At 31.5% G+C, this 19,933-nt stretch carries 15 protein-coding genes and 6 pseudogenes; 5 read left to right on the top strand and 16 right to left on the bottom strand.

The window, feature by feature from the left end:
• Positions 1 to 433 precede the first annotated feature (433 nt).
• Complete coding sequence (locus tag ACZ267_RS11720; RefSeq protein ID WP_242446745.1) at positions 434 to 874, bottom strand: antibiotic biosynthesis monooxygenase family protein; 441 nt, start codon at positions 872 to 874, stop codon at positions 434 to 436.
• A gap of 21 nt (positions 875 to 895) precedes the next feature.
• A pseudogene (locus ACZ267_RS11715) lies at positions 896 to 2,268 on the bottom strand (cryptochrome/photolyase family protein).
• 183 nt (positions 2,269 to 2,451) lie between these two features.
• On the opposite strand from ACZ267_RS11715, the gene ACZ267_RS11710 reads away from it, so the two are divergent.
• A complete protein-coding gene (locus tag ACZ267_RS11710; RefSeq protein WP_002467550.1) occupies positions 2,452 to 2,877 on the top strand; it encodes a pyridoxamine 5'-phosphate oxidase family protein in 426 nt (141 codons plus the stop codon).
• 175 nt (positions 2,878 to 3,052) lie between these two features.
• On the opposite strand, the gene ACZ267_RS11705 is transcribed toward ACZ267_RS11710, so the two are convergent.
• The 12 genes and pseudogenes from ACZ267_RS11705 to ACZ267_RS11650 all read right to left on the bottom strand — a co-directional run bounded on the left by ACZ267_RS11705 (position 3,053) and on the right by ACZ267_RS11650 (position 14,449).
• The gene (locus ACZ267_RS11705) at positions 3,053 to 4,558 is read right to left on the bottom strand and encodes a phytoene desaturase family protein (RefSeq protein ID WP_050969635.1); all 1,506 of its coding nucleotides are present in this window, start codon (positions 4,556 to 4,558) and stop codon (positions 3,053 to 3,055) included.
• Positions 4,555 to 5,366, bottom strand: a pseudogene (locus tag ACZ267_RS11700) (phytoene/squalene synthase family protein). Before ACZ267_RS11700 ends, ACZ267_RS11705 begins: the two are co-directional and overlap by 4 nt.
• Positions 5,367 to 5,421: 55 nt before the next feature.
• Positions 5,422 to 6,465, bottom strand: coding sequence for a glycosyltransferase family 2 protein (locus tag ACZ267_RS11695; protein WP_050969637.1), 1,044 nt, complete (start codon positions 6,463 to 6,465; stop codon positions 5,422 to 5,424).
• Positions 6,466 to 6,531: 66 nt separating this feature from the next.
• A complete protein-coding gene (locus ACZ267_RS11690; RefSeq protein WP_002467544.1) occupies positions 6,532 to 8,022 on the bottom strand; it encodes a phytoene desaturase family protein in 1,491 nt (496 codons plus the stop codon).
• The gene (locus ACZ267_RS11685; RefSeq protein WP_002467534.1) at positions 8,023 to 8,496 is read right to left on the bottom strand and encodes a glycosyl-4,4'-diaponeurosporenoate acyltransferase CrtO family protein; all 474 of its coding nucleotides are present in this window, start codon (positions 8,494 to 8,496) and stop codon (positions 8,023 to 8,025) included.
• 4 nt (positions 8,497 to 8,500) lie between these two features.
• Entirely contained in the window at positions 8,501 to 9,001 is a 501-nt protein-coding gene (locus ACZ267_RS11680) for a TspO/MBR family protein (protein ID WP_002467556.1), read from the bottom strand.
• Between the two features lie 48 nt (positions 9,002 to 9,049).
• Positions 9,050 to 10,549, bottom strand: a pseudogene (locus ACZ267_RS11675) (NAD-dependent epimerase/dehydratase family protein).
• Between the two features lie 446 nt (positions 10,550 to 10,995).
• Positions 10,996 to 11,380, bottom strand: a pseudogene (gene isaB, locus ACZ267_RS11670) (immunodominant staphylococcal antigen IsaB family protein); the annotation flags it as partial.
• Positions 11,381 to 11,695: 315 nt separating this feature from the next.
• Complete coding sequence (locus tag ACZ267_RS11665; RefSeq protein ID WP_129323311.1) at positions 11,696 to 12,061, bottom strand: DoxX family protein; 366 nt, start codon at positions 12,059 to 12,061, stop codon at positions 11,696 to 11,698.
• A 9-nt stretch (positions 12,062 to 12,070) separates the two neighbouring features.
• Entirely contained in the window at positions 12,071 to 13,075 is a 1,005-nt protein-coding gene (locus ACZ267_RS11660) for an NADP-dependent oxidoreductase (RefSeq protein WP_046464510.1), read from the bottom strand.
• A gap of 3 nt (positions 13,076 to 13,078) precedes the next feature.
• Positions 13,079 to 13,744 carry an NAD(P)-binding oxidoreductase gene (locus ACZ267_RS11655; protein WP_046464509.1) on the bottom strand — a complete coding sequence of 222 codons (666 nt, stop codon included), beginning with the start codon at positions 13,742 to 13,744 and terminating at the stop codon, positions 13,079 to 13,081.
• A 21-nt stretch (positions 13,745 to 13,765) separates the two neighbouring features.
• Entirely contained in the window at positions 13,766 to 14,449 is a 684-nt protein-coding gene (locus ACZ267_RS11650; protein ID WP_002467549.1) for a type 1 glutamine amidotransferase domain-containing protein, read from the bottom strand.
• A 77-nt stretch (positions 14,450 to 14,526) separates the two neighbouring features.
• On the opposite strand from ACZ267_RS11650, the gene ACZ267_RS11645 reads away from it, so the two are divergent.
• Positions 14,527 to 14,862 (top strand): MerR family transcriptional regulator, encoded by a 336-nt coding sequence (locus tag ACZ267_RS11645; RefSeq protein WP_017636295.1) that lies wholly within the window; start codon positions 14,527 to 14,529, stop codon positions 14,860 to 14,862.
• A gap of 229 nt (positions 14,863 to 15,091) precedes the next feature.
• Here the strand turns inward: ACZ267_RS11645 and ACZ267_RS11640 are convergent.
• Positions 15,092 to 15,727, bottom strand: a pseudogene (locus tag ACZ267_RS11640) (alpha-amylase family glycosyl hydrolase); the annotation flags it as partial.
• A 121-nt stretch (positions 15,728 to 15,848) separates the two neighbouring features.
• On the opposite strand from ACZ267_RS11640, the gene ACZ267_RS11635 reads away from it, so the two are divergent.
• On the top strand, positions 15,849 to 17,624 hold the full coding sequence (locus tag ACZ267_RS11635; RefSeq protein WP_002467542.1) for an oleate hydratase: 1,776 nt from the start codon (positions 15,849 to 15,851) through the stop codon (positions 17,622 to 17,624).
• A 255-nt stretch (positions 17,625 to 17,879) separates the two neighbouring features.
• On the opposite strand, the pseudogene ACZ267_RS11630 reads toward ACZ267_RS11635, so the two are convergent.
• Positions 17,880 to 18,554 (bottom strand): annotated as a pseudogene (locus ACZ267_RS11630) (IS6 family transposase).
• Positions 18,555 to 18,817: 263 nt separating this feature from the next.
• Here ACZ267_RS11630 and ACZ267_RS11625 point away from each other — a divergent pair.
• Both ACZ267_RS11625 and ACZ267_RS11620 read left to right on the top strand, forming a co-directional pair.
• Positions 18,818 to 19,435, top strand: a complete 618-nt coding sequence (locus tag ACZ267_RS11625) for a CadD family cadmium resistance transporter (RefSeq protein ID WP_002467537.1) — start codon at positions 18,818 to 18,820, stop codon at positions 19,433 to 19,435.
• Between the two features lie 18 nt (positions 19,436 to 19,453).
• Complete coding sequence (locus tag ACZ267_RS11620; protein WP_002467551.1) at positions 19,454 to 19,801, top strand: ArsR/SmtB family transcription factor; 348 nt, start codon at positions 19,454 to 19,456, stop codon at positions 19,799 to 19,801.
• Positions 19,802 to 19,933: the final 132 nt, after the last annotated feature.

Genomic DNA, 19,933 nt, shown 5'->3' with positions numbered 1-19,933 from the left:
TCGCATGACAATACACTCTGACCAAGGTTAGCATTATCAACACAAGTCATATATTAATATGCTTAAAGAAAATAACACATTTCAAAGTAGGTCTAGAAAAGCAAATTGTCTAGATCATTATTTAAAGAAGCCAGTAAATGAATTCATAATAAACTCATTTACTGGCTATTTTTCTAGTATTTATATTCAGTCTTTTCAAACTATATTAATCATTTTTTAATTCTTAAATTTTACGCCACAATAGCTGCATTTTATTAAAGATACTATATATTCAATCAATTTCAGAGTGAGTTATATACAACCTCATTTATAGTATGAGTCTGCTTATCAGTGATTTTGCTAAAAATTTTATATCGCTTAAAAAATAGGCAAGTTAGTATTTAAATAACTCGCCTATATGTTTTCAGAAATATCATTTAATTCAAAAATTATGTTATTTAAATTCTAAACTAATATTAAATGATAGGTTTCTGTTTACAATAGATTTATCAACACCTTGTTTGGTTCCTCTATTTTTATGGGATGTTTTATATTCCTGAGACTCTTGCCAATGTTTGTAAGCTGCTTCGTCTTGCCAAAACGTAATGATAACATGATGTTCATGTGTACTATGTGGCTTTAGAAATAATAGATTTTCAAACCCTTCAGTATTCTCTAGATGTTTATCTCTATTTAAAAACACACGCTCGAAGTCTGCCTCTAAACCAGGATTAGCATATAAATGGTTTAAAACTGCATAACCATATTGTGGCAAATCATTAATTTGTTCTAATATAGTATAGTGGTATGTCACATTAAATCTATTAATAGTTACCTCATTATTATTTTTGTCTAAATAAATACGATGTATTTCATTTTTTAACAAATAAATCACTCCTTTTTATTGGATGACATGTCAAAATTGCTTAAATTTATCCATAACATAATCTCTACTATTTTTATGATTCACGATAGTCTTTGGATAATCTTGTCCAATTTCAATATGATAAATTTCTTGTAACTTGTCTTTATATTTAGTTGGATCATGAATGTATTTTCTACTCACATCATTAAATATTTTTAGTTGTGTTTTAATAAAATACCCTTACTTATCAAAGCGCTCACTTTGACGTATAGGATTAAACATTCTGAAATAAGGCACTTCATCTGTTCCTGTTGATGCTGACCACTGCCATCCATGTACATTAGATGCATTATCATAATCTATCAAATACTGTCTAAAGTACTCCTCACCCCAAGTCCAATCAATAAATAAATTTTTCGTTAAAAATTGTGATACGACCATTCGTAAGCGATTATGCATATATCCTGTACGATTCAGCTTCTTCATTGCAGCATCAACGATTGGGTAGCCAGTTTGACCTTTTTTCCATACTTCAAAATGTGTTTTATTATAAGACCATTGCATGTTTCGATATTTTTCAGAAAAAGATTTAGTTGCCGTTTCTGGATACTGCATCATTAACACATAATAAAATTCACGGAATATAACATCTCTTATAAAAGCTTCATAATTTTTTTCATCGCTCTCATAATCTTCAAGTAAATCATTTATAATTTCACGAATATCGAGTAGTCCATATGCTAAATATTTACCTAATCCACTTACAAAATCCTGCGACACATCGTCAGTCAATTTATCATAATGAGCTATGTTACTATTTAAAAAATCATCCCAAGCTTTACGCGCTAACTTTTCTATATCTTTATTATTTTCAAATTTTAAGTCACTTTGATTTGAACCCTTTTCTGCAATTTGAGACAACTGCTTAAATTGATAACTTTTTTAGGGATGTATACTAAATCCTGACGATTTGCTTTATAAAAACTAGTAAATACTTTATAAAGCTGTTGCTTTTTATTAAAAATCTTTGTTGGCTCAAAATAATGATTCACGCGCTGTCCAATTACTGTAACTTGATGATTTTCAAAAGTCTTTTTTACATGAGGATAGTCATATATTTCTTTGTGATAACTCATAATATCTTTTGCTACTAATACGTTAGATAACGTCAATGTTTCGGCTAATTCACCTAGCTTTTCATATGTGACAATATGAGGTTGTATATCATGCTTATCTAAAGCATTTACAAATCCTTTTATAACTTTATAGTAATATTCACGTTTTACTTCTGATGCGTCAGTTAAATCTTCTAAAGGTAAGATAAAATACAATTTATTTATCTCATTTTGATGCTTCACTATATATTTAAAAAGTGGATTATCTTTCGTTCTAAAAACTCTGTTAAGTATGACTCCTAAATGGATTTTATTGCTTCCCAGCTTGTTTCATACAAATTCACTTTATAATTGTCCTTTAACTTAAGATTGTGTTTTCAATCATATACCCGTTTTAACTTTTGTATAATTCACTAAAAAATAAAATAAATTTTAATACCTTACATATTATAGGCAACTTCAGTGTATATTATTATCAGAGGTGATTAAATTATGAATAACGAACAATTACAAAATGAAATTGAAAATATATTAAATACATCAAAAATAGGTGTCCTATCTACTGCACATAACAATACACCTAATAGTAGATACATGATATTTTATAATGATGGGCACACACTTTATACTAAGACAAGCATTGAGTCTAAAAAAATTGCTGAATTGAAAGATAATCCCAAAGCTCATGTACTTATAGGTTACGATGAAACGAATAATCGTAGTTTTCTAGAAATTGATGCTAATGTTGAAATACTGAAAGATCAAGAGACTATTGATTGGATTTGGAACAAACAAGATAAGTCCTTTTTTGACTCTAAAGATGATCCAAACTTGTGTGTAATTAAAGTAATACCAAAATCCATAAAAATTATGAACGATAAAAAATTAGACACACCACAAACCATTACGTTCGATTAGTTAAAAAGGCGAGCCAGGGACATAAATAGATGTCTCAGGCTTGTTTTCAATTTGGCAGTAGGTGACTGAATTGAAAATGCGACTATATCAAGCTTTTTTCAATCCTAGTCACCCTTGCCGGAGTGGGACTACGAAATCTATATTAGAAAATTTGATTTCTGTCCCACCCCGTTTTTTATATACCATTATTAATATCTTCTAACATAGCATCAACTGTAATTTTAGCACTCGTCAGTACAATTGGCACTCCTGCCCCTGGATGAACACTAGCTCCAGCAAAATACAAATTTTTGTAATCTCTGCTCACATTAGGCGGTCTGTAATAGTTACTTTGCGCTAAAGTAGGCATTAAACCAAAGGCTGCTCCAAATTTAGCATTATAATCTCCTTCAAAATCCTTAGGTGTATAAATAATTTCTGTCACAACTTGCTTTTTCAAATCTTCTAACGCTTTAATCGTAGAAAGCTTATTGTAAATAATATCTTTCACTTGTGTGATTGTTGACTCATCAGACCAATCCGTATCACCTGTTTTCAATTCTGAAACGGGCATCAGCACATAAATACCTGTTTGACCTTCTGGCGCTAACGACTGATCTTCCACACTAGGAGCGTATACATATATTGATGGATCTTGGGATATTTCTCCGGAAAATATTTCATTGATATTATTATCAAAATCCTTTGAAAATATAACATTATGTAACAAGATATCTTCAGATAAATCTTTATCAACCCCTATGTACATTAAAAAGGCTGAGCAAGAATAGTCCATATTATCAATTTTCTGTGTCGTATACTTCTTAGGATGATGTTCATTTTTAATTAAAGATGAAGTAGCATATGGGAAATCAGCAGTACAAATTATTTTGTCATACTTTTCTATATGTCCGTTTACTTTTAGTCCCTCCGCACACTTATACCTACCATCAATGATAATTTCTTCAACGTTTGCGTTGGTATAAATTTGAGTACCTAATTCTTCATTTAGTGTTTGAAGTGCTCTGACAAAGCTATACATACCACCTTTTATAAAGTGAACACCAAACATTAACTCTATCATGGGTATAATTGAATACAATGACGGGCTTCGTTTAGGGTCGATACCTATATATAATGTTTGAAACGCTAAAATCTTTTGGATTTTTTCATTATCAATATATTTTTCAATTAAATTATCTGCTTTATCAAATGTTTTGAGTTTCATACCTTGATATATAGTAAAAGGATTATAAAAATCTGTAGGTTTCCTAAACGTACGTTCTAGAAAATATTTTCGTGCTATTTCGTATCTTTCGTATATATCTGTTAAAAAGGACATAAAACCATGTGTAGAGTTAGGTTCAATACTTTCAAGCATATCTCTTAATTGAGCAAGATCTGTAGGAACGCGAATTTGATCTGTTTCACTAAAATAAACATCATATATATGTGATAATTGTTTAATTTCCAAGTAATCATTCATATTTTTTTGAGCGTAATTAAAAACGTCTCGATAAATCTCAGGCATCATTACGATGGTTGGTCCCATATCAAATGTAAATCCATCTTGCTTGATCTGATTCATCCTGCCACCTATTTGTTGGTTCTTTTCATATAAATCTACTTGGTGACCGTTTGCTGCTAATCTTGAAGCTGCAGCTAAACCTGAAACACCGCCGCCTATAACTGCAATCTTCATAATGTTTCACTCCTATTATATTTCGCACTAAGTTCACGATAAATTTTCTTTTTTTTCAATTTGCTTACATATACTTTCTTATGCAACGTACCTCTTCGTCAAAATAATTAATACCGTTTAATGCAATATCATATAACCTAACTGCCTCTGTAGCGTAACTTTCCCAAAGTTTTATATAATTTGGCGTAACTCCTTCATAATATATAGAATGTAGATTAACTCGATATTGAGCTAATTTTTCTACACTTAGATAAATTCTTCCATTTTGAAAATCTTCGCCGACATCTCTTAAAATATTAGTTATTTGCATTGCCTTGCCTAAAGCAATCGCAGCTTCTTCAGCTTGCTCGAAATTATTTTCATTTGATGAAGTTAATATAGGAGTTAACAATTCACCGACAGTACCTGCCACACCATAGCAATATTCATATAAATCTGAATCAGTTTTCATTTCTTTTAAAACTAAATCTTCCTTCACATATTGAATTAAAGATTCAAAAGGTTTTTTAGGTATTGAATATGTATTCAATGTATTACTTAAAGCATTCATAATAGCTGCATCACTTTGATACGCTTGAATATAATCACAATCGCTATAAATCACATCTAAATCTCTAGCTATGCCGTTTAATTGCTCAAGGTCTTTGTATTTATCAATACTATCATCTATAATTCTGCAAACTGCATAAATAGCCCAAATTGCTTTTTTCCTTTTTAAATCCAAAAAATCAAAGGCATATGAGAACGTTTTTGAATGTTCTTTCATTATATTGTGACAATGGTTATAATCTCTCTCTAATTGATTCATTTATTGGCCTCCTCAGTAAGCCTAGAACTTCTTGACATTTGTATAAAAAAATAAGCTATAAATCTATTCTACGGCCTTTCCAATATATACGTTTGAATACATTGATATCTAACCATGATTTAAAAAATATCACGACAAAGCATATGAAGAGCAGTGGATGACATAAACTCGCAACAATATTAAAATTTCCTGTTCTTCGAATAAATATATGAAATTGTATCGCATATATAAAATATAGAGTAATAGCTAATAATATATATAACGAGCCTAAATTAATTGAAAAAATTATCGCTAAAACTGTTGTAAGTGAACCAAATAGCCATAAAAATACAAACGTAAGCGTAGACTTTTTAGTTACTTGAGAGCCAAGTGCAAAGTGTTTACTCCAACCCTCTAATAGCGATTTATATCCTTGAGAATACATTCTAAAATTCACTACGCCTTGGCCTTCATGCAAACTAACTGGCAAACCTTGCTGATTATATGCTTTACTTATTGCAAAGCCTTCAATGATTTGATTTTTAGCTTTCAAATGTCCTTGTGTCAATTTATAATCTTGCTTATTTGTCACAAGGACTGGTCCAAACGCGCCTTGCTCATTATTTGCTGATTTCGTGATTGAAAATTGATTCATACCTACGATTGTCATTAAATTAAAAATCGCCGATATATTTTCATATAGCTTTTTTATCTTGTGATAAGGTTGTATTGACAACAAACCTTTACCACCTTGTAAATCATATTGATTGGCTATATTTTGAATACTATCATCACAAGCAAACTGAACATCAGCATCAACAAACATTAATAAATCATGCGTTGCATATTTGCTACCTTGCCAACAAGCATGTGACTTACCTTGCCATGTAGTATCATTTTCAACAGTATATACGCTCGCACCATAATATCTAGCGACAACTTGTGTCTCATCAGTTGAACCATCATCCATAACAATTACTTCTATTTCTTGCTTTTTACTTATACTGTTAAGTAATTTAGGTAAGTTCTCCACTTCATTTCTAGCAGGTACAATAACACTGAGGGCTGTCTGACCTCTTCCTTTTCCGGAGTTATTTATAATCGCTCGACGCGCATACATACACATTCCACTTATTAGTGATAGTATCGTCAATACTATTGCTATTATATAAAGTATCATTCAGCCTCAACTACTTTCTCCATTAATAATAGCTTCTGCTACTTGCATACCACTCAAAGTAACCATAGGCATACCAGCGCCAGGATTTACAGAACCACCTACAAAGTACAAATTTTTGAAGTACTGACTTTTTTTAGGAAATTTAAAACCTTTATTTTTCTTCTTATTGGATACTACGCCATATATAGCTCCTTTATTAGAATTGTATGTATTTTCTATATCATGTGGTGTCCATACGTCTTCATATACAATGTGCTTTCTCAAATCTTTCAATCCCATGGACTCTAATTTATCCAATATACGTTCTTTGAATTGCAGATATTCTGCTTCACTAAATGACTTACTCTGAATGTACGGTATGTGTGGCAATATTTTTATATTCTCGTGTCTCTCTGGCGCCTGTGTCTTATCTGTTTTATTTGTATTCACTACATAAATAGTCGGATCTTCAGGCAAAACATACTGGTGAAAAACTTGATCATAATTAACTTTAGAATTACTTGAAAAGAAAAAGTTATGATGTTGAAGCTCTGGATAACTTTTGTTCACACCAAGATGCATGACATAACCTGAACTAGCTGGCTCAAATTTACGTTCCAATTTGTTTATTTGGTTTGCATCAAAATTCAATAAATACTTATAAACAGGGATTACTTCCATATTAGATATAATGTAATCTGCATATATTTCCTTATTACTTTCTATTGTTATCCCTGTCACCTTATTTTGACTATTATAATTGATACGTTTTACAGGGGTGTTAAAATGTATGCCCACACCTAATTTTCTCGCTAATTGTTCCATCGCTTCCGCTAACTTATGAATGCCACCATCTACGTACCACAAACCTTCCTCATGTTGCATTTGAGGTAATAAACTCAATACAGCCGGAGCATCATAAGATGAGGAGCCGACATATTTTATGAAATAACCTAGCATTTCTCTTAAATATGGGTTATCTACCCTTTTATTAATGGCTTGTTGCATTGTATGAAAATAATCGAATTGCTTTAAAGCTGAAAATGGACCATGATAACGAATAATTGCAAACATCGTATCTAATCCCTTATCAAAGTAGCTTTTTTCAGCAACTTGATGTATCTTTTGTGCGTAACTAAAAAACGAAGAAAGTTGCTCTATATCTTTATTTGTTAACGATTCATTATTTGTTAACATATCTTCCATGGATTCATATAAATCTAAAATTTGGCCATCTGGGTAAACGTTTCTAATCTGTAAACTTAACTTACGAATGCTAACATAATCTTCTAGCCTTTCATCACATCGTTGAAATAAGCGTTGAAATACTTTAGGCATGGTTAAAATTGATGGACCGAGATCAAATCCATAGTCATCTATGTCTAACCTATTTACCTTTCCACCGATATGCTTATTTTGTTCATATAAATCCACTTGATAGCCTGCTTGAGCCATACAAATTGCGCTAGCAATCCCTCCCAAGCCACCTCCTATGACAACCACTTTCTTATTTCCCATTTAATCACCTTTTCTTTTTTGTAATTTATTATAAATACGTATTAACTTAGGGCGATTATAGCGCTGAACAATCATACAAGGCACATTAGCTATAATGACATATATAAAATTAATTATTTTAACACTTTTTGACGCTTTAAAAAACGCAATAACAGGAAATATGGATAGCAGATGAACCACCTCTGCACGTCTAGTTTCTAATATAAATCGCTGTATATCATTCATATTTTTAGATAGATCGAAAGTCGCTTTACTACTGATATTAGGGTTAAGATTTTGACCGTCTGGCAAATGATCTTTCCAATATTGCACTTTAACTAATTGTTGCCATAATTGACCTTCTTGTTCAATATTCCAACTTCGAAAATACTTATTATCTTTTTCTAAGAACTTATAACTAATACGAGTACCAAGTTGAGCAATAATCATTTGAACTATAAACCAATATAGCGCAATATATATAATCTTTTTCATCAATTTAATGCTCAGATTTCGCTGTATAGCTTGGGTTATCTTTATTTAAATACCAATTACCAGCTGTTAAATAAGTAGCAAAAGCGCTCCAAAGCATATATGGAACTAGTAAAATGCCAGCAACTTTTTTTACATTGAAAAATTTTACAGTTGTTGTAACTACTGCGCCCAGTAATACAACACTCTCTATCAACGCACTAAAGCGTAATTTATATTTGAAGTATAATATCGACCATAGATAATTCAGGCTTAATTGTGAGTAATAAGCACCTTTCAAAGCCTTACTAGTAGATTTATTAGTCACTAATGCATAAGCTACGCCCATCGTTGTATAAAGTATTGGCCACACAATTGGAAAGACATAGCCGGGTGGTGAAAAAGGTGGTTTAACATTATTTTTATAATCTTTTCTCGCATTTTTCACTGCAAATTTCCCTATAAATTTACCACCTGTAATTGGTGTTATAACTTTTATAATTGTTTTAATTATCTCGTTTGCTTTCATAGTTGATCCCCTCTTTTTTGTAAAAGTAACTAGCCTTTATTTTAGCCGTTACAATTCGGCATTGGACATGTTATTTTTTCTAGCTAAATACTTTTTCACTCCATATACTTTCAAAACAATTGCACCTGTAATAACAATTGGCAAAATAAACTTCTTCATATTAAAGTATTCTCCTTTATTAGTTTTTTGGCTATTAATCTTGAATTTAAAAAGATTCATTACACTTTTATGTACTTTTGCTTGGGTATACTTATATACCCACCAAGGTAACGTCGGTTCATATTCTTGTAACGCTATGATACATGCGTCACTATTAGGTAATCTTCTAAACTCTAATCTCGCATTACCACCATCTGAATCTGAAGCGAAATCTCCACCAACAATTCGATATAAAATTCTCTCATTATTAGAAGCTTTAAAATCTTTACTTAATAATAGTAAGTCCTTATTTAAACACGGCACACTAATCGTAAAGTTATCTTCGTTAAAATCACTATTAACGACATTTAATGTAATTCTATTTAAAAAATTTGCATATGATTCTGCCAATTGAATCATATTTACATCTTTAGGTAAGACTACCCTTGATATTGCTCTAACATCTTTAATATCGCTCTTACGTGATGACTTCCCTTTCTTTTGTGTCTTAGTTTCTTCTTCCAAGGCATTACGCACACTTTCCTTATACTCAATCTTGCCTATAGAAATGTCTTTCACAATATTTTCATCATTTCTAATCATATCATGAATTAAGCTATCCATTAACGGATAGACCATTTCTTTTGGAACACCTGAAATAAGTTTCACCCAATATTTACTTAGCTAAATGGGAATAATAGGCAAATCTATCGTAGGTAATCGTTTATCTAGTACCTCTGCAGTTTGCTTGAATAGATCTTTATAAGTCATATGACTAGGTCCACCAATATCTATCGATTCGTTCTCATTTGGATTACGCTCTACAATTTTATATAAACCGTCAATCACGTCGTCTATTGCAACTGGCAATGTTATATTATAAGCCCATTTTGGTAGTAACAGGCCAGGTAATCTTTCTACTAATTTTTTTAATATAGGGTAAGAACTTCCTTTAGAACCTATAATCAAACCAGCTCTTAAAGTACTTACTGGTACACCATATGATCCTAAAATCTGTTCGCATTCTAAACGGCTTCTTAAATGTGGTGATAATTCATTTGTATTAGGTATCAAACCACTCATAAATACAATATGCTGAACTTTGTTATAACTTGCGGCTTTAGCAAAATTATCAGCTAATAATGCATCCATATCTTCAAAGCTCGCCTGCGTCAACTTAGCTGAAGGCATCATAGAATGGACAAGATATATAGCGATATCAATATCCTCCATTACCTCAGTGATTTCATTTAAATCAAACAAGTCAGCTGCCTTCCAAGTAACATTTTGTTCATTTGATTTATTTTCTATATTTCTAGAAATAGCTATAATTTCATAGTTATCTTTTAATTTATTCATTAAATGACTACCGATATATCCCGAAGCGCCTGTTAATAATATTTTTTTCATATATTTAGACTCCAAATAGAAAAAGATGAGCAGGTAAACTTTACCTCAGCTCATCTTTAACTTAACGAGCTCACTTGCTCATTATCTTAATTGACAAGAGCTCCAAGTCTCTTATTTAAAATTTTACCTTTCTTAAAGCTTTTCAATCTTTATTTATAATAATTAATCAATAAATTTATCAAACCACAAGAATTTGACTAAAAAAGGAATAATCTTACTTGCTTTAATGATGTCACTAGTATAAAAAATTCTTTATCTTTTCCTGTATAATCTGGAATTAGTACAATATTTGCTTTGGTACTATATAATCACTTTCGATTTAATATATATCTTGATATTATTGAAAAGTATTTGAGCAATTTAAGTTTATTTTTACAATGTATCTACTACAACTTTATATTTTAAAAGTCATCATTTTCTATTTTATACATATATTCTTTGGCTTAGGCTGATGTAGATGTATACTTTGGTTCACCGTAACGATTCAATAATTTTTTTGCTCACTGACTTACCGTCTAATAAGAAGAAAACACCATTCGTTTTATGATTAGAAACCTCGTAATATGTTGGATCGTGTAAATCTTTATTATTTTTAGCTAATGCATTTTTAGTAATCTTGTGATTATTAATCTTGAAGTTATCAGCTTTTTGAGATGTTTTAAAATTCTTATCTAGAATAAAATTACTTTGATTTGCTGTATAACCACTGTAAATATAATAAGGTTTCACAGATTCTTTCGCATGTGCTTGAGTGATATTAAATAATTCGGGCGTTACGAAAAAGCCCAAAACTAAACTACTCGCTAAAATAAAGTTAGAAACTTTTTTCATAAAAACCCTTCCCTCATATTTGTCTTACAGGTCACGTTATTACATTAATGTTACAATGTTGCGATAGCATCACATGATAAAATACATTTTTTATTTCTTCTTACACTCATACAAGCAAATTAACTTATGCTTTTCTTAATTTAGAAGCTTATCACTATAGAAAAATTGAAAAGTAAATGTCTGATATGAACTTATTTAAACAAAGAGCACATAAGCGTTTTCAAGAGAATCATTTGATATACGTCAATTTTAAGTGTAAATATTAAAAAATCGCCTGGAACAAAAGTAATGTTCCAGGCGTGGCTATGATAAGTCTTATAATAGTTTCGCAAGTGCGAGCATGACAAATTGTAATGGTAAACGAATGACATGCTGCTTAACACTATCTGTTTCATCTCTTTCATCTTTGTAAGAGATGTTCTTACGTGCAGCGTAAATATTTGCAGGAAATACGAGCCAAAGGAATCCTTGTACTACTTTTCTTACGCGTGCTCTATTTTTAGCACCGAGTACATAAAAAGCAATTATAAATTCTAATATGCCCGAATACTTAACTATTGCGTGTTTGAAAGGTAAATAGGACGGCACGATTTTTAAAAACATATCTTTATTTTTAAAGTGTGCAACACCACTTTTATAAAACATTAAACTAAATATGAATCTTACTATGATATTTTTCATAGTCTTCTCCTATTCTTCAGCGACTTTGACAACTTGTTTACCAAAATTCTCTCCTGTGAATAACTTTCTAAATGCAGAAGGTAAATTGTCAAAACCTTCATCTATCGTCACTTCAAATTTAATTTTACCTTCAGACACCCATTGTGCGAGTTGTTCGCTTGCTTCTTTAAAATGATCAGCGAATTGTGCTACTACAAAACCTTGCATCAATGCTTGATTTTTAATCAACGTTCCTTGGATACGTGGTCCAATATCGTCTTTTTCATTATTATATGCTGAAATTGCACCACATACCGGAACGCGTGCAAATCGATTTAAGTGTTTAAACACTTCATCAGAAATTACGCCGCCTACATTTTCAAAATACACATCAATACCATCTGGTACAGCCGCTTCGAGTTGCTGTGCGAAATCATCTTGTTTATAGTCAATGGCCGCATCAAATCCTAATTCATCTGTTAAATATGTTGTTTTCTGCTTACCACCAGCAATACCGACAACTTTTGCGCCTTTAATCTTAGCAATTTGTCCTACGACAGATCCTACTGCACCTGATGCAGCTGACACGACAACCGTCTCGCCAGATTTTGGTTGACCAATTTGAAGCAATCCTGTATAGGCCGTCATTCCCGGCATGCCTAAAACACTCAAATATAAATGTAATGGTACATCTTTTGATGGCACAGGGGTCACATCGTCTCCATTCACTGTATTTATCTTTTTCCATGGTAATATGCCTGTGACATAATCGCCAACAGATAGACGTTCATCGTTCGATTGTGTGACTTTTCCAACAATATGACCTTGTAATGGCTCATTCACTTGGAAAGGTTGAACATAACTTTTTGTATCATTCATTCTGCCTCTCATGTAAGGATCTACAGATACATAAATGGATTCTACTTGAACCTCACCTGCATGTGGTTCTCGAGTTTCTATTGTTTCAAATCTAAATACATCGTCTTGAGGGATACTTTGTGGTCGTTTTGCAAGTACAACTTGTTGATTATTCATTGATTATTCCTCCAGATATTTAGTAGTAGCGTCTGATAATGACAAATCACCATTGATGATTTGGAATTCGTGACCTTGTAATGTTTCATCAGTTAACACAGAAACAAGCACTTCTGCTACATCTTCTCTCGTGATAGACGGATTTTGTACATTTTCAAATTGAGCACTCATATTGAATTGTTGCGTTTCATGATTGTTAGTTAATGCGCCTGGATGCACGATGGTATATTTTAAATTTGCATGTCTTAAGTAGTCATCCGCATAATGTTTAGCAATGGTGTATGGTTTCAAGTCGCCTGACGCATCAAAAGCTTCTCGACGTGAATCGTACGTTGATACCATAACAAAGTGTTGACGACCGACGTGTTCACTTGCTTTAATTGCTTTCACTGAACCGTCTAAATCTACTATGATTGTTTGATCGTCACCTGTGCTTCCACCAGAACCGACAGAAAAAAGGATTTGGTCATACGGTTTAAATAATTCTATTAATTCATCAATAGATTGTTTTGCAACATCAATGTAAGTTGCATCGATACCATCTGCTTTTAAAGCTTCAACTTGTTCTTCTTTTCTAACACCGGCCGTAAAATCAACATCTCGTGCATTTAGTTTACGTACGAGATGTTGACCGACGCCACCATTAGCGCCAATAATTAATGATTTCATGTGTATCGCTCCTTTTTAAAATTATTGATTAGCTAAGATTTTTAAAGCGTGTTCAGCAACTGCATGTCCTGATTGAGGATTTTGACCAGTGACAATGCGACCATCTACGACTGCGAAATTACTCCAGTCATCCTCTTTTTTAAAATGTGCACCGTTACTAATAAATTCGTCTTCTAATAAATATGGCATGTATTCAGTTGTACCATTTGCTTGTTCTTCACTATTTGTAAAACCAGTCACGTCTTTATGATGAACGAGGTAATCGCCATTTTCTTTAATGTCTAGTAAACCAACAGCACCATGACATACAGATGAAAGAACGCCTTGATTATTGTAAATACTTAAAGCAATGTCATTGAGTTCTTTGTTATTTCTTAAATCCCAAATCGCACCATGTCCACCTGCGAAGTAAATGGCTTGATAGTCATTAGGATTAACCTCTTTCGGAGATAGCGTTTGTCCAAATTTATTCATGTACTCATGATTCGTATAGTATTTCCAGTCCTCAGTACTCATCATTTCAGGACTAAGACTAACTGGATCAAGAGGTACATATCCACCATTGGGACTTACGAAGTCAACCTCATAACCTGCGTCATAGAAATCTTTTGCAAAGTGCGTAACCTCTGAGAACCACGCACCTGTAGGCCTTTCTAAATTATCGTATTTCGCAATGTTTGTGACAACAATTAAAGATTTTTTCATTGTCTTTCCTCCTTATTCATGTTTATATATAATACAATATCAATTAAACCTTGGTTTAAGAGAAAGGATATGCTTACATGACCCAATACTATATTGAATATGTTTCAGATTATTGCAAAATACCTAAAAGCAAACTACGTTATTACGAGAAAAAGAATATATTGAAACACATCCATAGAGACAGCAATAACCAGCGTTTATACACAGACGACGATATCGAAATGATTAAATTTATCCAGTGTCTAAGGAATTTAAATATGCCATTAAAAGAAATTCAAAAAAACACTGACATGCTCTATCAAAATAAAATAGACATACAAAGTATACTTGGAGCACACCTCGAATTCTTGAATAAACAAAGAAATATGATAAGTGAACATATTTCTCTAATTAGAAAAAAATTGAAAATATAGAATGCTTAGAGCTATCAATTGTATGATTTTCTTGATATAAAGATTAATTAAGAATAAAAATATGATTATTCACATAATATAGGAGATTTTATTAATACTCAATTTAAAAGTTAGACAAAAAAGGTGAATAATATATAATTAAAAAAATCCAAACCCACTCAAATTAAAATTTATATCGTTATGAGTGGGTTTGGATTTTGGATAATTGTCAACTGAATAAATTTATTAACTAAATAATAGTAACAAATGCTTCATAGGGTTTTATATTATCTGTATTAATTTCAGTATCATAGTTATGCAATTTTAAATCGCCCTTGTTTAATTTAAGATCAGTTTTTAGACTTGCTGTTTGATTTGTTAGATTACCGACAATGACTGCTGTTTTATTACTTAATGTGCGAGTATATGCAAAGATACTGGAATTTTCTGAATCAATTAAGTTGAATTCTCCATACGTAAAGGTGTCATCTGATTTTTTAAGTTGAATTAAATCTTTGTAAAATTGCAATATAGAATGATCATCCGCTTCTTGTTGTTCGACATTAATTGAAACGTAGTTAGGGTTGACTGGGAACCAAGGTTCAACATTAGAGAAACCAGCATAATCTTCATTATTCCATTGCATTGGAGTTCGAGAATTATCTCTGTTTTCCATGCGGTGTTTCTCTAATAATGCATCAGTGTTTCCGCCTTCTTCTTTAACCATAAGGTATTCATTTTTAACAGATACATCGTTAAATTGCTCTATATTTGTAAACGGAAAGTTCGTCATTCCAATTTCTTGTCCTTGATAAATAAATGGTGTGCCTTGTTGTAGAAAGTAAACAACCGCATGATTTGTAGCTGATTCATACCAATATTTATTATAGATAATAAATATAAATAAAACTAATATATATTTGGAAATATGTATAAAAAAGTGTATAATGAAAATATAGCAAGTTAGAGCATTGAGAACTTTTACTTATGTAAGAAGGAGTTTTTTTATGTACTATACTAATAGCAATTATGAAGCTTTTGCACGTCCAAAAAAACCTGAAAATGTTGATAAAAAATCAGCATATTTAATTGGATCAGGTTTAGCTTCACTAGCAGCAGCATGTTTTTTAATTCGTGACGGTCAAATGAAAGGTAAAAATATCCATATTTTAGAAGAATTAGACATCTCAGGGGGAAGTTTAGACGGTATTAATATGCAGCATCATGGCTTTGTCGTACGTGGTGGTAGAGAAATGGAAAATCATTTTGAATGTTTATGGGATTTATTTAGAAGTATTCCATCATTAGAACAACCTGATGCATCCGTTTTAGATGAATTTTATTGGTTGAATAAGGAAGATCCTAACTATTCTAAATGCAGAGCCATTTATAGTGGCGGTAAACGTATTGATACTGATGGCAATTTTACCTTGTCTAAAAAAGCTATTAAAGAAATTTTAAGTTTATGTATGAAAAAAGAAGAAGATTTAGAAAATGTTAAAATTTGCGAAGTTTTCACTGAAGATTTTTTAACTTCTAATTTTTGGTTATATTGGAAAACAATGTTTGCTTTCGAACCTTGGCATTCAGCAATGGAAATGCGTCGGTATCTTATGCGTTTTGTTCACCATATTGGTGGTTTGGCAGATTTTAGTGCTTTAAAATTCACTAAATATAACCAATATGAGTCTTTAGTATTGCCAATGGTAGAATATCTTAAGTCACATGGCGTGCATTTTGAATATGGTGTTCAAGTTGACAATATATTGGTTGATTCAACATCATCTACGAAAATTGCACGAGAGATTCTTGTAAACAAAAATGGTAAAACAGAATCTATACCTTTAACATTAGACGATCTTGTTTTTGTAACGAACGGCAGTATAACAGAAAGTTCAACTTATGGGGATAATGACCATCCTGCTCCACCAACGAAAGCATTGGGAGGTAGTTGGACATTATGGAAAAATTTAGCTAATCAAAGTCCAGAATTTGGAAGACCTGAAAAATTCTGTGATCATATTCCAGATAAAAGTTGGCTCGTATCTGCAACAACAACAACAAATAATAAAAAAGTAATTTCTTATATTGAAAAATTAAGTAAACGTGATGTGTTATCTGGACGTACTGTTACTGGGGGTATTGTAACGGTAGTAGATTCAAGTTGGCAACTTAGTTTTACAGTCAATCGTCAACAACAATTTAAGGAGCAACCTAAAGATCAGGTAAGTGTATGGATATATGCACTATATTCTAATGTTAAAGGAGATTTCATTAAAAAACCAATTACTGAGTGTACAGGTAGTGAAATCTGTCAAGAGTGGTTATATCATATGGGAGTGCCAAAAGATGAGTTAGTTGAATTAGCACAAACAGAATGCAATACGATCCCTGTTTATATGCCTTATGTGACAGCGTACTTTATGCCGAGAGCATATAAAGATCGTCCACTGGTTGTTCCTAATGGTTCTAAAAACTTAGCCTTTATAGGTAACTTTGCTGAAACAGAACGTGATACAGTATTCACAACTGAATATTCTGTACGTACAGCTATGGAAGCTGTATATCAATTATTAGAAATAGATAGGGGTGTACCTGAAGTGTATGCTTCTGAATTTGATGCACGTGTACTTATGGATGCTTATTATCAATTAAATGATCGTAAATCATTACCTGAATTAGTTAATAATAACTTCCTTAAACGTTCAGTTTTGAAAAATGCGATGAAAAAAATACAAGGTACTTTCATTGAAGAATTATTACGCAAACATAAGTTGTTATAAAAATTACACGGTGAGTCTCAAAAAACCAAAAACATTGCATAAAAACAATAAATATTATAGAGTTATAAACATATCTTTATATATTTAATTGTTTCGACACACACTGGTGTTGAAATCACAATCTACTAACTCTTGAGTCCTAACGTTATCTAGCATACCAAGCTAGATAACGTTTTTTATTATAAAATATATTTGGTTCTGTTGCAAAGTCAGAAAAAATATAACTAATTATCATTTTAACATGGTAGTATTCCCTTAACTGGCCAACATGTGATTAATTTCGTAGCACGGCGAAAATCCGTAGATCTGAAGAGACCTACGGTTCTTTTTATATAGACCATAAATACATTCAATACCTTTGAGTGTATTCTTTGCCGTATTGACGCTTTGATATCTCGTCTTTCTCACTTTAATATGACGGTGATCCTGCTCAATGAGGTTATTAAGATATTTAGATATACAATGACAGTCGGGATTAAGTTTAAAATCTTTAATCAACTTAGACATTGCCACCTTCGTCGAAGGTGCCTGGTCTGTAATTATCATTTGAGGTTTACCAAATTGTTTAATAAGTCGCTTAATAAACGCATATGCTGAATGATTATCTCGTTTCTTACGTAACCAAATATCCAATGTATGACCATCTGCATCAATGGCACGATATAAATAGCACCATTTTCCTTTTATTTTAATGTATGTCTCATCAACGCGCCATTTATAATAAGCTTTTTTATGCTTTTTCTTTCAAATTTGATACAAAATAGGAGCATATTCTTGAACCCAACGGTAGATCGTTGAATGATGAACGTTAACGCCGCGTTCTCTTAGTATTTCAGATATATCACGATAACTAAGCGCGTATCTTAAGTAATAGCCAACGGCTACAGTTATTACATCTTTATTAAATTGCTTATATCTAAAATAATTCATAGAGAACGCTCCTTTTTTGTTAAAATTATACTATAAAATTAACTTTGCAACAGAACCGGAGTGAACATATTGATTCCATATTATCTTTGGTTTAAAGAAAACATTTAAAATTCATGATTATATGCCAACCATTCGACTATTTTTTGAGTTTGTTAAAAGTTCCGAGGCTCAACGTCAATAAAGCAATTGGAATAAAGCACCTATGATTATTAAAAAAAATAAGTTATAATATATTCAAAAATATTTTTGAATGAGGTGTAATTATGATTCAGACTATTGTAACTGCTGCTATTCTTTATATTGTGACAGCATTAGACTTATTAGTGATTTTATTAATGTTCTTTGCTAGAGCAAAGACTAGGAAAGAATATCGAGATATTTATATTGGTCAATATGTAGGATCTGTGGCATTGATTGTCATAAGTTTATTCTTTGCCTTTGTCTTAAATTATGTTCCTGAAAAATGGATATTAGGATTATTAGGGTTAATACCGATTTATTTAGGAATTAAAGTGGCTATTTATGGTGATAGTGACGGAGAAGAGAGAGCTAAAAAAGAATTGAATGAAAAAGGATTGTCTAAACTAGTTGGTACGATTGCAATTATTACGATAGCAAGTTGTGGCGCTGATAATATTGGTGTATTTGTTCCCTATTTTGTGACATTAAGTGTTACTAATTTATTAATTACTTTGTTTGTCTTTTTAATTTTAATTTTCTTCTTGGTATTTACTGCACAAAAATTAGCTAATATTCCAGGAGTTGGAGAAATTGTTGAGAAATTTGGTCGTTGGATTATGGCTGTTATTTATATAGCTTTAGGTTTATTTATCATTATAGAAAATGACACTATTCAAACAATTTTAGGATTTATATTTTAATTTAGGGTGTGATTTTATATGAGCTATAAAAATGCTTGTGATGTGATCTGTGTACATGAGGATAAAGTTAACAATGCCTTAAGTTTTTTAGAAGATGATAAATCTAAGAAATTACTTAACATTTTAGAAAAGATTTGTGATGAGAAGAAATTGAAAATTATATTATCTTTGATTAAAGAAGATGAGTTGTGTGTTTGTGATATTTCTTTGATATTGAAAATGAGTGTTGCTTCAACTTCACATCATTTAAGACTTTTATATAAAAATGATGTGCTTGATTTTTATAAAAAGGGAAAGATGGCATATTATTTTATTAAAGACGATGAAATAAGAGAGTTTTTCTCTAAAAATCAGGAGGGTTTTTGAAACGAGTGAAACGAGTTTCTTCTTGTCTTGATACTATAAAATAAGCAAAGATATAACATAAAATGACTTATCGGGAGTTATCTACTATCGAATATTCAGAGATGATATAATATATGAGTCGCTTAACTCTCA

The sequence above is a fragment of the Staphylococcus sp. AC872 genome (assembly GCF_979255425.1).
This window is presented reverse-complemented; position numbering and strand designations above follow the sequence as displayed.

Coding starts and splice junctions, on each gene's coding strand:
- ACZ267_RS11710 (WP_002467550.1), top strand. CDS start 2,452: ATGAATAACGAACAATTACAAAATGAAATTGAAAATATATTAAATACA.
- ACZ267_RS11705 (WP_050969635.1), bottom strand. CDS start 4,558: ATGAAGATTGCAGTTATAGGCGGCGGTGTTTCAGGTTTAGCTGCAGCT.
- ACZ267_RS11695 (WP_050969637.1), bottom strand. CDS start 6,465: ATGTATGCGCGTCGAGCGATTATAAATAACTCCGGAAAAGGAAGAGGT.
- ACZ267_RS11690 (WP_002467544.1), bottom strand. CDS start 8,022: ATGGGAAATAAGAAAGTGGTTGTCATAGGAGGTGGCTTGGGAGGGATT.
- ACZ267_RS11685 (WP_002467534.1), bottom strand. CDS start 8,496: ATGAAAAAGATTATATATATTGCGCTATATTGGTTTATAGTTCAAATG.
- ACZ267_RS11680 (WP_002467556.1), bottom strand. CDS start 9,001: ATGAAAGCAAACGAGATAATTAAAACAATTATAAAAGTTATAACACCA.
- ACZ267_RS11665 (WP_129323311.1), bottom strand. CDS start 12,061: ATGAAAAATATCATAGTAAGATTCATATTTAGTTTAATGTTTTATAAA.
- ACZ267_RS11660 (WP_046464510.1), bottom strand. CDS start 13,075: ATGAATAATCAACAAGTTGTACTTGCAAAACGACCACAAAGTATCCCT.
- ACZ267_RS11655 (WP_046464509.1), bottom strand. CDS start 13,744: ATGAAATCATTAATTATTGGCGCTAATGGTGGCGTCGGTCAACATCTC.
- ACZ267_RS11650 (WP_002467549.1), bottom strand. CDS start 14,449: ATGAAAAAATCTTTAATTGTTGTCACAAACATTGCGAAATACGATAAT.
- ACZ267_RS11645 (WP_017636295.1), top strand. CDS start 14,527: ATGACCCAATACTATATTGAATATGTTTCAGATTATTGCAAAATACCT.
- ACZ267_RS11635 (WP_002467542.1), top strand. CDS start 15,849: ATGTACTATACTAATAGCAATTATGAAGCTTTTGCACGTCCAAAAAAA.
- ACZ267_RS11625 (WP_002467537.1), top strand. CDS start 18,818: ATGATTCAGACTATTGTAACTGCTGCTATTCTTTATATTGTGACAGCA.
- ACZ267_RS11620 (WP_002467551.1), top strand. CDS start 19,454: ATGAGCTATAAAAATGCTTGTGATGTGATCTGTGTACATGAGGATAAA.